This is a genomic window from Agromyces cavernae (genome assembly GCF_021044935.1).
Taxonomy (GTDB): Bacteria; Actinomycetota; Actinomycetes; order Actinomycetales; family Microbacteriaceae; genus Agromyces; species Agromyces cavernae.
The window spans coordinates 537,110-550,309 of record NZ_JAJNMP010000003.1 but is presented as its reverse complement, the minus strand read 5'-3'; the positions used below and the strand labels follow the sequence as shown (position 1 = coordinate 550,309).

11 protein-coding genes are annotated in these 13,200 nt (G+C 71.1%); 9 read left to right on the top strand and 2 right to left on the bottom strand.

Annotated features, from left to right (window positions below; genetic code table 11):
* Positions 1 to 5 precede the first annotated feature (5 nt).
* The 5 genes from LQ757_RS13885 to LQ757_RS13865 all read left to right on the top strand — a co-directional run bounded on the left by LQ757_RS13885 (position 6) and on the right by LQ757_RS13865 (position 5,398).
* Positions 6 to 1,136, top strand: a complete 1,131-nt coding sequence (locus tag LQ757_RS13885) for an acyl-CoA dehydrogenase family protein (RefSeq protein ID WP_231047836.1) — start codon at positions 6 to 8, stop codon at positions 1,134 to 1,136.
* Positions 1,137 to 1,231: 95 nt separating this feature from the next.
* Positions 1,232 to 2,008, top strand: a complete 777-nt coding sequence (locus tag LQ757_RS13880; protein ID WP_231047835.1) for an electron transfer flavoprotein subunit beta/FixA family protein — start codon at positions 1,232 to 1,234, stop codon at positions 2,006 to 2,008.
* A gap of 10 nt (positions 2,009 to 2,018) precedes the next feature.
* Positions 2,019 to 3,011 (top strand): electron transfer flavoprotein subunit alpha/FixB family protein, encoded by a 993-nt coding sequence (locus LQ757_RS13875; protein WP_231047834.1) that lies wholly within the window; start codon positions 2,019 to 2,021, stop codon positions 3,009 to 3,011.
* A 3-nt stretch (positions 3,012 to 3,014) separates the two neighbouring features.
* Positions 3,015 to 4,688 carry a cytochrome b/b6 domain-containing protein gene (locus LQ757_RS13870; protein WP_231047833.1) on the top strand — a complete coding sequence of 558 codons (1,674 nt, stop codon included), beginning with the start codon at positions 3,015 to 3,017 and terminating at the stop codon, positions 4,686 to 4,688.
* A gap of 167 nt (positions 4,689 to 4,855) precedes the next feature.
* Entirely contained in the window at positions 4,856 to 5,398 is a 543-nt protein-coding gene (locus LQ757_RS13865; protein ID WP_231047832.1) for a hypothetical protein, read from the top strand.
* A gap of 4 nt (positions 5,399 to 5,402) precedes the next feature.
* Here LQ757_RS13865 and LQ757_RS13860 read toward each other — a convergent pair whose 3' ends face one another.
* Complete coding sequence (locus tag LQ757_RS13860) at positions 5,403 to 7,028, bottom strand: glycosyltransferase (protein ID WP_231047831.1); 1,626 nt, start codon at positions 7,026 to 7,028, stop codon at positions 5,403 to 5,405.
* A 106-nt stretch (positions 7,029 to 7,134) separates the two neighbouring features.
* Between LQ757_RS13860 and LQ757_RS13855 the strand changes: the two genes are divergently transcribed.
* The 3 genes from LQ757_RS13855 (at position 7,135) to LQ757_RS13845 (ending at position 11,795) form a co-directional block, all read left to right on the top strand.
* Positions 7,135 to 8,952 carry a DEAD/DEAH box helicase gene (locus LQ757_RS13855; protein ID WP_231047830.1) on the top strand — a complete coding sequence of 606 codons (1,818 nt, stop codon included), beginning with the start codon at positions 7,135 to 7,137 and terminating at the stop codon, positions 8,950 to 8,952.
* A gap of 129 nt (positions 8,953 to 9,081) precedes the next feature.
* Positions 9,082 to 10,491 (top strand): NtaA/DmoA family FMN-dependent monooxygenase, encoded by a 1,410-nt coding sequence (locus LQ757_RS13850; protein ID WP_231047829.1) that lies wholly within the window; start codon positions 9,082 to 9,084, stop codon positions 10,489 to 10,491.
* A 17-nt stretch (positions 10,492 to 10,508) separates the two neighbouring features.
* Positions 10,509 to 11,795, top strand: coding sequence for an aminotransferase class V-fold PLP-dependent enzyme (locus tag LQ757_RS13845; RefSeq protein WP_231047828.1), 1,287 nt, complete (start codon positions 10,509 to 10,511; stop codon positions 11,793 to 11,795).
* A 9-nt stretch (positions 11,796 to 11,804) separates the two neighbouring features.
* Here the strand turns inward: LQ757_RS13845 and LQ757_RS13840 are convergent, their stop codons facing one another.
* Entirely contained in the window at positions 11,805 to 12,098 is a 294-nt protein-coding gene (locus LQ757_RS13840; protein WP_231047827.1) for a hypothetical protein, read from the bottom strand.
* A gap of 122 nt (positions 12,099 to 12,220) precedes the next feature.
* Here LQ757_RS13840 and LQ757_RS13835 point away from each other — a divergent pair, with 122 nt between their 5' ends.
* Positions 12,221 to 13,147 (top strand): bile acid:sodium symporter family protein, encoded by a 927-nt coding sequence (locus LQ757_RS13835; protein ID WP_231047826.1) that lies wholly within the window; start codon positions 12,221 to 12,223, stop codon positions 13,145 to 13,147.
* Positions 13,148 to 13,200 lie beyond the last annotated feature (53 nt).

Below are 13,200 nucleotides of genomic sequence, written 5' to 3'. Positions count from 1 at the left end.
GGATCATGACCGAAGAGCGCGAGGCCCTCATCGCAGCCGTGCGCGAGTTCGCCGATGCGGAGCTCGCGCCGAACGCGGCGCGCTGGGATGCCGAGAAGCACTTCCCGACCGACACCCTGCGCCGCGCCGGGGCGCTGGGCCTCGGCGGGGTGTACGTGCGCGAGGACTTCGGCGGGTCGGGCCTGACGAGGTCCGATGCGGTCGCGATGTTCGAGGAGCTCGCCAAGGGCGACACCGCGATTGCGGCGTACATCTCGATCCACAACATGGTCGCGTGGATGATCGACACGTTCGGCGACGACGTCCAGCGTGAGCGCTGGGTCCCGGGCCTCACCGAGATGACCGACCTCGGCAGTTATTGCCTCACCGAGCCGGGGGCCGGGTCGGATGCCGCGGCGATCACGACCTCGGCCAGCCGCGACGGCGACGACTACGTCATCAACGGCGTCAAGCAGTTCGTCTCGGGGGCGGGGTCGTCAGCGGTCTACGTGGTCATGGCGCGCACGGGGGAACCGGGTGCCAAGGGCATCAGCGCGATCGTCGTCCCCGACGGAACCCCGGGCCTCAGCTTCGGGCGGAACGAGCAGAAGATGGGCTGGAACGCCCAGCCGACGCGACAGGTGGTCTTCGAAGACGTGCGGGTGCCGACGACGAACCGCCTCGGCGCCGAGGGAGATGGGTTCGGCATCGCGATGCGGGGCCTCAACGGCGGGCGCCTGAACATCGCGGCATGCTCGCTCGGCGGCGCCCAGTGGGCGCTCGAGCGCGCGTTGGGCTACGTGCGCGAGCGTGAGACCTTCGGGGCGCCGCTTGCGACCAACCAGTCGATCATGTTCACCCTGGCCGACATGGAGACCGAGCTCCAGGCGGCCCGGGCGTTGCTGGAGCGCGCCGCGGCGAAGCTCGATGAAGGAGCATCCGACGTCGTCCCGGCGTGCGCCATGGCCAAGCGGTTCGCGACCGATGCCGCGTTCAACGTCGCGAACACGGCGCTGCAACTCCACGGCGGCTACGGCTACCTGCACGAGTACGGCATCGAGCGCGTCGTGCGCGACCTGCGGGTGCACCAGATCCTCGAGGGCACGAACGAGATCATGCGGCTCATCGTCGGCCGCGATCTCGTGAACCGGTTGTAGGGTCGGCACAATCCGCGCCCCGAAACTGAGTTAGGCATGATTAACTGGTTCGGGCGAGCACTGCTGCTCGCCGATGAGGAAAGGACCCGGGCCCGATGAAGATCATCGTCCTCGTGAAAGAGGTTCCCGACACCTACGGGGAGCGCAAGCTCGACCTCGAGACGGGGCTCGCCGATCGCGCCGCGAGCGAGTCCGTGCTCGACGAGATCAGCGAGCGTGCCCTCGAAGTGGCGCTCGCTCACGCCGGTTCTGCCGACGGCGTCGAGGTCGTCCTCCTGTCGATGGCGCCCGAGAGCGCCGCGGCGACGATCCGCAAGGGACTGGCGATGGGAGCGGCATCCGCCGTGCACATCGCCGACCCCGCACTCGCCGGAGCCGACCTCGGGTTGACGGCCCGCACGCTCGCCGCCGCGATCCGGCGCACGGGGTTCGATCTCGTCATCACCGGCAACCTCTCGACCGATGGCAGCGGCGGCGTCCTCGCCGCCATGCTCGCCGAACTGCTCGAAGTTCCCAACGCAACGGCACTCTCGTCGGTCGAGATCACCGCCGACTCGGTGTCGGGCACCCGCAGCACCGACGACCGCGCCATGCGCGTGAGCGCTCCGCTGCCGGCCGTGATCTCGATCACCGAGGCGCTGCCCGACGCTCGCCTCCCCAATTTCAAGGGCATCATGGCGGCGAAGAAGAAGCCGTTCGAGACGCTGACCGCGGCCGATCTCGGCATCGAGCCGCAAGATCTCTCGGTCGCCTCGTCGATCATGACGGCGATCGCCGAGAAGCCGCCGCGTACCGCGGGCGTCAAGATCACGGATGAGGGCGACGGCGGCACGAAGATCGCCGAGTTCCTGATCGAGAACCGGCTGGCCTGAGAGGACGAACATGACCGACTACCCCGCAGACGCGATCCTCGTCCTGCTCGAGACATCGCCGACCGGTGAGCTCGCGAAGAGCGCCACAGGCCTTCTCGGTGCCGCGGCGCTCATCGGAACCCCGGTGGCGCTCGCCGTCACGGCGCCAGGGCGAGGTGACGCGCAGGCGCTCGCCGAGCAGGCCGCGGCAGCCGGGGCCGAGCGCACACTCGTCGTCGAGACCGATGCGGTGCAGACGCAGCTCACCGTGCCGCAGGTCGACGCGCTCGCCGCGGCAGCCGGCGCCGTCGCGCCCGACGCGGTGCTCATCTCGAACTCGATCGAGGGCCGCGACATCGCCGGTCGCTTCGCCGCACGCACGAGCGCGCCGATCGCCGTCGACGCGATCGGCGTCTCCCGCGACGACGAGGGCGTCGTCGCCCGGCACTCCGTGTACGGCGGGGCGTACAACCTCGAATCCGCCGCGACGTTCGGCCCCTTGGTCGTCACCGTTCGCCAGGGCGCGATCGAATCGCGTGCCGAGGCGCGGCCGATCGCTCTCGAGACGCTCGAGTTGCAGGCCTCGGGAGCGGAGGCTACGACCATCGAGTCGGTCGAAGCCATCGAAGAGGCCTCCAGCCGGCCCGAGCTGCGTGGGGCGACGAGGGTCGTGTCGGGCGGCCGCGGTCTCGGCTCGGCTGAGAAGTTCGCGCTCGTCGAAGAGCTGGCCGACGCCCTCGGCGCCGCCGTCGGTGCATCGCGCGCCGCGGTCGACGCCGGCTACATCCCGGCGAACCACCAGGTCGGCCAGACCGGCGTCTCGGTGTCGCCGCAGCTCTACATCGCCCTCGGCATCTCTGGCGCGATCCAGCACAAGGCGGGCATGCAGACCGCCAAGAACATCGTCGCCGTCAACAAGGACCCCGATGCGCCGATCTTCGAGGTCGCCGACTTCGGTGTCGTCGGCGACGTCTTCACCGTCGTGCCGCAGCTGATCAGCGCGCTCGCCGAACGGAAGCGCTGACCCGTGGCCACCTACCCGCCGACCCTCCGTAGGGGACTGCCTCGCGAACGCGGCGGCGACGCCTGGCCGCCGCTGGGTGACGCGCCCATCGAGATCGTGGCGGCTCGTGCCGAGAGCCCGGCGAGTGGTTCGGTGGCTGCCGTTCCGGAACCGATCGTCGATATTGCGGATGTCGCTGCCGCGCCCGCCCCGGAGCGTCCGTCCGTCGTCGCTGCGGCGATGGGGCCCGGGCGTTCGGTTCGGCGGGGACTGCCCCGGGTTCCCGGAGGTGAGCCGTGGCCGGCCGCCGCGCCCGCCGTCGCGGCGGCACCCGCGCCTGCGGCCGCGAGCCCGGCTGCGCCCGCGCCACAGGCGCCCGTTGCCGCCGCAGCCTCGGCTGCGGGCGTGGCTGCCGCCGCAGTTCCGGCGGTCGCCCCCGCCGCGACGGCGCTCGGAGCCGCGACCTCCGAACGTCCGCTCCGACGAGGCCTTCCCCGTGTGAAGGGCGGCGAGGCATGGCCGGCGGCCGGTTTCGCCCCGGTCCGCGCGGTCGTCGCAGAAGCCGCGCCGGTCACAGGGGTCGCGCCCGCGCCCGTGCCGCCCGCGCCCGTGACGCCTCCGCTCGTCGAGGAGGCCGCGGTCGCGGCATCCGTGGCCCCCGTCCCTGCCGCGCCGCCCCAGCGCGTCCCGCTCGCCCGCCCGGCGGCGGCCCGCCCGGCGGCGACCCGCCCGGCCACCGCGGGCCCGGCCCCGCGGCCTCGGCCGGCGCCGGCGCCCGCGCCCAAACCCGGACGATTCGGCGCCTACACCTTCGGCCAGCTGCTCGGTTCGGCCGTGATCGGTGGGTTCGGGTTGCTGCTCGCGGCGACGTTCGTGGTGGTCGTGACGAACTGGTTCCTCACGCTCGGCTTTATGCAGGACTTCCTCGCGACCTATCCCGGCGAGACGCACCTGCCCGAGGGCGCGCCGGTCGGGCTGCCGGCATGGCTCGGGTGGCAGCACTTCTTCAACGTGTTCCTCATCGTGCTCATCATCCGATCGGGGTTGCAGGTGCGCACCGAGAAGCGACCGGCCGCCTACTGGACGCCGCGGTGGTCGAAGGGCGGACAGGGCAAGATCAGCCTGAACCTGTGGTTCCACCAGTCGCTCGACATCCTCTGGCTCGTCAACGGCATCGTCTTCGTCGTGCTCCTCTTCGCGACCGGGCAGTGGATGCGGGTCGTGCCGACGAGTTGGGAGTACATCCCGAACGCGATCTCAGCGACCCTGCAGTACGTGTCGCTGGACTGGCCGCTCGAGAACGGCTGGGTGAACTACAACAGCCTCCAGGTGCTCGCGTACTTCGTGACGATCTTCATCGCGGCGCCGCTCGCCGCGGTGACCGGTGTGCGCATGTCGGGGCTGTGGCCGAAGAACGCGAAGACACTGAACCGCATCTATCCCGTGGAGTGGGCGCGCGCCGTGCACTTCCCGGTGATGCTCTACTTCGTCGCCTTCATCGTGGTGCACGTCGCGCTGGTCTTCCTCACCGGGGCGCTGCGCAACCTCAATCACATGTATGCGGCGCAAGACGTCGTCAGCTGGCTCGGCTTCTGGATCTTCGTGGCCTCGCTCGTCGTGATCGCGGCGGCGTGGGTCGCCGCCCGCCCGATGGTGCTCGCGCCGATCGCGGGACTCTTCGGCAAGGTCGGTCGCTAGGCGGAACCGATGATCGCGCGGCGGTCGGAGGGATCGGGGGCAACGCGCGGGTGAGTTCGTGAGGGCCGACGGTCGTCGTCGATTCGAAGCACTGACGTATCCTCGATGTCGGGTGCCCGATGACCCCCATTGGCGGGTCCTGTGCCGAAGACTGAAACGAGGTGAGCGTGCCCGAGATCGACGACGACAACGAGATCGAGGTCGACACGTTGCCGACGCGAGGTCGTCGGGCTGCGCCGAAGTCTCGATTCGCCACGGTCTTCGCGTCGCTGATCGACCCGATCGCGCCGCTGGTGGCGCGCGTCGCGGAATGGTTGTCGGTGCATCGCCTCGGAGCGCTGCTGACCGTCGCCGTACTCGTGGCGATCACGGCGATCGGCAGCGGCGCCGCGTTCATCCGCACGGTGACCGAGACGGCGTTCGGCGAGGACGCCTCGACATCGACCCGCGACGGTCGACCCACCCCCGACTCGACCGATTCCGAGGGTCTCGGCCCGTTCGGACCGATCCTGCCGACATCGACGCCGGCCCCGCCGTTCCGCCTCCCCGAATCGACGGACGCTCCGTCCGACGAACCGGCACCGGCGCCGCCTCCCGAGCCCGAGCCGACCGTTCAGCCCGAAGCGAGTGAGACGCCCGTCCCGAGTGACGATCACCCCGGCAAGGGCAACGGCAAGGGTAAGCCCGGCGGACCCAACAAGCCCGAATAGCCGCTCAGCCGCGCGACGTCCCGGTCTTCTCGCGCCCTCGCGAACCGCGGCCCGATCCGAACGCGGTCACGACGTTCACCACGACGGTGCGAACCGACGCGGCGACTCGCGAGCGCGCCGTGAGTTCGCGCACGTGCCTCAGCTTCGGCGATCGTCGCAGCCGGCGGCGAACGGCCGACCGATGAAGCTCGCGCGCCCAGATCTGCGTGACCCGCGCCTCGTCGAATCGGCGTGCCGAGCGCATCGCCGCGCATCGCATCGCCTCGACGCGACGGGAGGGCAGCTCCCGCAGGCGTCCCATCGCCGCCGCGAGCGCGTCGACATCGCCGGCGGGCACCAGGTAGCCGTTCCGCCCGTTCCTGATCAGGTCGGATGGCCCGTACCGGATGTCGTAGGCGATGGGGAGGCATCCGGCGGCCATCGCCTCGACGAGCACGAGCGGCGAGCCCTCGGATCGCGATGTCAGCAGCAGGAACGACGCTGTCGCGAACTCGCGGCGGGCGTCGGGATCGAATCCGTGCAGCCGCACCGCCGGGTCGTCCCGGATCCGCCGTTCCAGCGCAGCGTGGCTCTCACCGTCGCCGTACACGTCGAGCCGGAGGCCGGCAGCGGCGCCGCCGGCGCCGGCTTCGGACCCGATACCGCGAGCCCGCTGCACCGCGTCGATCGCGTGCGAGACGCGCTTGCGCGGCGTCAACGTGGCGAGCACGACACCGCGGTCGGGATCGCGCGGATCGCCGGGATGCGGGGATCCGCCGCGATTTCGCACCCGGCCGGCCGACACGCCCGCGGCGGGTCGCGAGTTCGGGATCACGACGAGGTTCGGCGTGGCCCCGACATCCTGTTCGATGTCGGCCGCCTGCCCGCGGGTGAGCACTGCGACGAGGTCGAACCCGTCGAGGTGCTCGAACACGTCTCGCCGCGACGCCCGCACGGGGTGGGCGTCGCCCGCACCCGACCGATGCGAGGCGTGCACCACGTGGGCCGTGATGACGTGCGACCGTCGGTAGCCGACCATGAACCGCGCGATGGTCTTGCTGTCGACGATCATGAAGCTCTGTCGGCGATCGGTGAGCGCGTCGAGCCACGCCGTGTAGAGCGGCCAGATGCGCGCCCACGATCGCACCGGCCGGCCGTGGGGGTCGCACAGCACGATCGAGCGGCCGCCGATGACGCCGCGGCGGCGCGTGTCGCGCCGGTCGCTGAGCACGAGCGTGCCGTCGTCGCGGTAGTGATCGACCTGCAGGGTGCGTCCGTGGTCGTCGCTGCGGACCCTGCTCGTCACAGTGTCGCCGCGTCGTCGCGTCGCCGTCGCGTCGGCTTCGGCGAGGGGCGTGAACACGTCGCGTTCGGCTTTCAACGCGCCGCCGGGCAGCGGACGTCTGCGGAGCCAGTCGTACAGGTTCACCAGGCGCACCCCGGGGTCGAGCACGCCGCGCTCGCGCAGTCGCTGCTCGAGGTCGGCGGTATCGGGCCGCGCGTCGAACGTGAGTACATCGACGGGCGTACCGCCGAGCCGGCTGAACGCCGATGACCGCTGCAGCATGGCGGCGGTCATGCCGCCGTAGTCGTCGGGGATCGACCAGGTCACCGCGAACTGGCGTCCCTGCGGCATCCGTACTCGATCCATTGTCATGAGCGTAGCGACCTGCACCGATGGTGACCGACCGCGGATGTCCCGCACACGACGTTCGCGACATCCGCCCGCTCACAGCCTGCGCGGACTACCCTGAAGCGTGACTTCAGACGACGCACCGGTCGAGGCAGCGGCTGCCGAGCAGCCCGCCACGACGTTCTCCGACCTCGGACTCGACGGCCCGGTGCTCAAGGCGCTCGACGACGTCGGCTACGAGACCCCGTCGGCGATCCAGGCCGCGACGATCCCGACGCTCCTCGGCGGCCGCGATGTCGTGGGTCTCGCGCAGACCGGCACCGGCAAGACCGCGGCGTTCGCGCTGCCCATCCTCGCGCGCCTCGATCTGTCGCAGAAGACGCCGCAGGCGCTCGTGCTCGCGCCCACCCGCGAGCTGGCGCTGCAGGTCTGCGAGGCGTTCGAACGCTACGCGGCGCACCTGCGCGGCGTGCACATCCTGCCGGTCTACGGCGGGCAGGGCTACGGGGTGCAGCTCTCGGCCCTGCGGCGCGGCGTGCACATCGTCGTCGGCACTCCGGGCCGCATCATGGACCACCTCGACAAGGGCACGCTCGATCTCAGTGAGCTGAAGTACCTCGTGCTCGACGAGGCCGACGAGATGCTCAAGATGGGCTTCGCCGAGGACGTCGAGACGATCCTCGCCGACACCCCCGACGACAAGCAGGTCGCGCTGTTCTCGGCCACCATGCCGGCCGCGATCCGCCGTATGTCGAAGCAGTACCTGCACGACCCCGAAGAGATCACGGTCAAGACCAAGACGCAGACGTCGGCGAACATCACGCAGCGCTACCTCGTCGTGTCGTACCAGCAGAAGATCGACGCGCTCACGCGCATCCTCGAGGTCGAGAACTTCGAGGGCATGATCGTCTTCGTTCGCACGAAGAACGTCACCGAGGAGCTCGCCGAGAAGCTGCGCGCTCGCGGATACTCGGCCGCCGCGATCAACGGCGACATCGCACAGGCGCAGCGCGAACGCACCGTCAACCAGCTGAAGTCGGGCAAGCTCGACATCCTGGTGGCAACGGATGTCGCAGCCCGCGGCCTCGACGTCGAACGCATCAGCCACGTGGTGAACTTCGACATCCCCACCGACAGCGAACCCTATGTGCACCGCATCGGGCGCACCGGGCGCGCGGGCCGCACGGGCGACGCGATCAGCTTCGTGACCCCGCGCGAGCGCGGCCTGCTTTCGCGCATCGAGAAGGCCACACGTCAGCCGCTCAACCAGATGCAGCTGCCGAGCGTCGACGAGGTCAATGTCACCCGGCTCGCCCGGTTCGACGACCGTATCACCGAGGCACTCTCGGCCGCCGAGCGCATCGAGGGGTTCCGCGACATCGTCGCCCATTACGTGCGACACCACGACGTGCCCGAGGTCGATGTCGCCGCCGCGCTCGCCGTCGTCGCCCAGGGTGAGACGCCGCTGCTGCTCGAGCCCGAGCCCGAGCGGCCGCGACGCGAGCGCGGTACGCGCGACCGCGACGACCGCGATCGGGGCGACCGCGGCGAACGCCGGTGGCGCGACCGCGACGACCGCGACGGCGACTCGGAGCGCCGCGACCGGCGTCAGCGTCAGGCCGGGCCGGGCATGGCGACGTATCGCATCGCCGTCGGCCGGCGCCACCGCGTCGAGCCCCGCCAGATCGTGGGAGCCCTCGCGAACGAGGGCGGGCTGCGCCGGGACGACTTCGGTGCGATCCAGATCCGCCCCGAATTCTCGCTCGTCGAACTTCCGGCCGATCTCTCGGACGACACGCTCGCGCGCCTCGAGAACACCCGCATCTCGGGCCGCCTGATCGAGCTGCGACCCGACCGGGGCGCACCGCCTCGCCGCAGGTACGACGACGATGACCGCCCGGCCCGCAAGCCCCGCCACAAGTCATCGAGGCCGCGCGACTGACGAGCTCGGAGCCGGCGCGACGGCGTGTCTGCGTGCCCGTGTGTCGCCCGACGACGAAATGTGTCACGCCGTGACCGTTTGCGACGCCGCCCGGTGCGGTGCCCCGCAGGGCGTGCCTAACGTGAGCACATGTCGACGCGACTCATCATCGGCGCGATGGTCAGGGCCATCGGGGCCTACCCGTCGGGGTGGCGGTACCCCGGAGCTCACCGCGATCCGCGCGGCGACGCCGGCGTGCTGCGGCACGCGGCCCAGGTCGCCGAGGCGGCGCGACTCGACTACCTCTTCTTCGGCGACTGGCTCGCGACCGGCCACGACCTCGAGTTCCGCGACCCCTATCTCGTGGCGCGAATCGACCCGCTGTCGGCGATCACGTATCTCGCCGGGGTCACCGAGCACATCGGGCTCATCGCGACCGCGAACACGGGCTACGCCGACCCCTACACGCTCGCCCGGGCCACCGCCTCGATCGACCTGCTCTCGGGCGGCCGCGCCGGACTCAACCTCGCCACCGGTTCCGAGCCCCGCGCGGCCGGCAACCACGGACAGGACTTCCACGTCGTCAACCCGTCGCGCTACGAGCGCGCGGCAGAGTTCGACCAGGTGCTGCGGCGTCTGTGGGACTCGTTCGAAGACGACGCGATCGTGGCGGATGTCGCATCCGGCGTCTTCCTCGACCCGTCGAAGCTGCACCCCACCGACTTCCGCGGCCAGTTCCTCAGCGTCGACGGCCCCTTGAATGTGGCGCGTCCCGTGCAGGGGCACCTGCCGATCGTGCACGCCGGCACCTCGCCGCGATCGCGACTCTTCGCGGCGCAGCACGCCGACCTCGCCCTCGTCGCCGTGAGCGACCTCGAGCACGCCGTCGCGATCCGCGAGGAGCTGCGCTCGCTCGCGTTCGAGTCCGGCCGCGACGACCGCACCCTCAAGGTGATCGCGCCGGTGCTGCCGATCGTCGGCGAGACCCGTGAGCACGCCCAATCCATCGCCGACGAACTGTCGGAACTCGTTCAGATCGCGGAGGACTGGCCCGACGGCCCGCCTCAGGCGTTCCCCGCGAACCGGTCGCTCGCACAGCTCGCGACCCTCGTCGGCGTCGACCTCTCGGGGCTCTCGCCCGATCGGGCCGTCACGCCGGCGCTGGTCGCAGCGTTCAGTGCGGTCGGGCAGGAACTCGTCGAGATCGTCGCCGAGCGCACCGGCCGGAGCCCGCACGGCGAGCGGCCGCCGACCCTGCGGCATCTCGTGGTCGCGGCATCCGTGAGCGCCTCGGTCATCGTGGGCACCGCGAACGACATCGCAACCGAGTTCGAGGCGTGGGGCGATGCCGGAGCGGTCGACGGGTTCAACGTGCTCTCCGCGATCCAGCCGGCGCAGTTCGACGCGTTCGCGCTCGGGGTCGTGCCCGAGCTCCAGCGCCGGGGCGTGTTCCCGCTCGAGTACGAGGGCGAGACCCTGCGCGACTCGCTCGGACTCGAGCGGCCCGACAACGTGCACGTCGCGCGCGGCGAGTTCGAGACGGCGGGAGTGCACTCGTGAGCGGTGGGGGAGCGGCGGTGACGGTCTCGCAGCCGCCACTCGCGCTGCTCGCCGATGCGGGCCTCGAGGTGCCGGTGCTCGGAGGCGGCCGCGTGCGGCACGTCAACCTCGACGTCGCCGCGTCGGCCCCCGCGCTCGCCGTCGTCGCAGAACAGGTGACGCGCGTGCTGCCGTACTACGCGAGCGTGCACCGGGGCACGGGGTATCCGTCGCAGCAGACCACCGCGCTCGTCGACCAGGCGCGGGCCGTGGTCGCACGCCATGTCGGAGCGCGCGACGACGACCTCGTCGTCTTCACGCGCAACACGACCGACGCGCTCAACCTGCTCGCCCGGGCGGTGCCCGGCGACACGGTGGTGCTCGACATCGAGCACCACGCGAACCTGCTGCCGTGGCGCCAGGGCGCCCGCCGTGTGGTCGCCGGACGGCGCACGATCGCCGAGACCCTCGACGCGCTCGATGCCGAACTCGGCCGATGTCCGGCCGCAATGCTGACGGTCACCGGAGCGTCGAACGTCACCGGCGAGGTGCTGCCGATCGCCGACCTCGCCGACCTCGCCCATTCGCACGGCGCGCGGCTCGCCGTCGACGGTGCCCAACTGCTGCCGCACCGAAGGATCGACGTCACCGCGCTCGGCGTCGACTACCTGGCGTTCTCGGGTCACAAGGCCTACGCGCCATACGGGGCGGGCGCACTCGTCGGCCGCGGCGACTGGCTCGACGCGGCTCCGCCGCACCTCTTCGGAGGAGGTGCGGTCGAATCGGTCGGCATCGACGACGTCTCGTGGAAGACCGGCCCCGATCGGCACGAGGCCGGCACGCCGAACGTCATCGGCATCGTCGCGCTCGCGCGGGCGCTCGTCGAGCTCGAGCGGCTCGGCGACGACGCGCGCGCGGCCCACGAGCATGCACTCACCGAACACCTGCACGCCGGGCTCGTGGCGCAGCATGGGGTACGTGTCATCCGGGGCTTCGACGACATCGACGACCGGCTCGGCATCGCCACGATCGAACTCGAACGCGGATCCATCGGGCTCCTCGCCGCCGCCCTCGGCGCCGAGCACGGCATCTCGGTGCGCGCCGGGCGGTTCTGCGCCCACCCGCTCTTCGACCGCCTCGCCACGAGGTCGAACGGGCTGCGGGCGAGTCTCGGCGCCGGGACATCCGTCGACGACATCGACCGCTTCCTCTTCGCGCTCGGCGCCCTCATCGCCGACGGGCCGGCGCACGCCTACGACCGCGCTCCGGCCGGGTGGTGTCCGCGCGTCGACGATCGGCCGGCGCCCGCGTTCGACCTCGGCTGACCTCTGCCCTCACTCGTCGGCGGCGGGCGGGCAGGGAGCCCCGAGCCAGCCCCCGCCCGAATACACCCAGCAGATGCCGGCGCCGGTGGTCGGCTGGCCGCTGTCGGAATCGGGCGCGACACCGGGCCCGACGTCGGGAGCCGGCTCGTCCCAGCGCGGCTCCTCGCGGACCGTCTCGGTCTCGGGCGCGCCGCGGGGCTCGAACACGCCCGACGTGCCGAGCGCGACGCCGCCCACGATGAGACCCGCAGCGATGACCGCGGCACCCGCCACGGCGATGACCGTGAACCGACGATCAGCCATCGCGCCCCCTGTCTGTTGCAGACATCGTAGGGCGGCGCGCCCGGGTCGCAACAGAGGATTCGTCACGTCTTCGCCGCGAAATGCCCATTCCCAGAACGCCGCGGATCCGCCACACTGAGCGGATGGGATCAGCGTTGACCACCATCGGATTGCCCGTTGCGCTCGGCATCATCATGTTCGGGCTCGGCCTCAGCCTCACGCCGCGCGACTTCTCGCGCGTGGCGAAGCATCCCAAGGCGGTGATCGTCGCCCTCGTCTGCCAACTCGTGCTGCTGCCCGCGATCTGCTTCGGGCTCGTGCTGCTGTTCCGGCTGCCGCCCGTGCTCGCGGTCGGCATGATGCTCCTCGCGGCATCGCCGGGCGGCACGACGGCCAACCTCTACAGCCACCTGTTCCGCGGCGATGTCGCCCTCAACATCTCGCTCACCGCGATCAACTCGGTGCTGGCCGTGGTCACGCTGCCGCTCATCACGAACCTCGCGATCGCGTACTTCCTGCCCGAGAGCGGCGAGCTCGGCCTGCAGCTCGCGAAGACCATCGAGGTGTTTGCGATCGTCCTGCTGCCGGTCGTGGTCGGCATGCTCGTGCGGTGGTGGAAGCCCGCCTTCGCCGACCGCATGGACAAGCCGGTGCGCATCGCCTCGGTCGTCATCCTCGTCGTCGTCATTGCGGGCGCGATCGTATCGAACCTCGCGCTGCTCATGGAGAACGCGGGGCGCCTCGCCGGCATCACCGTGCTGTTCTGCGTGCTCTCGCTCGGGGTCGGATACCTGGTGCCGCGACTGCTGCGCGTCGACCGCCGTCAGTCGATCGCGAGCTCGTTCGAGATCGGCATCCACAACGCGACCCTCGCGATCGTCATCGCCCAGACCGTCATCGGCAGCGTCGAGATGAGCCTGCCCGCAGCGGTCTACGGTGTGCTGATGTTCTTCGTCGCGCTCGCGTTCGGATTCCTGATCCGCGGGCGCGGGGGCGCGCGCGGGGCCGACGCATCGACGGCGGACGGCGCTGCCGGGGCCGACGTCGACGCGCCCTCGGCGACGTCGTAACCGCGGCCCTCGCTTCCCGAATGCCGGTCGCCTCGCCGCCCGGCGGCGCGGTT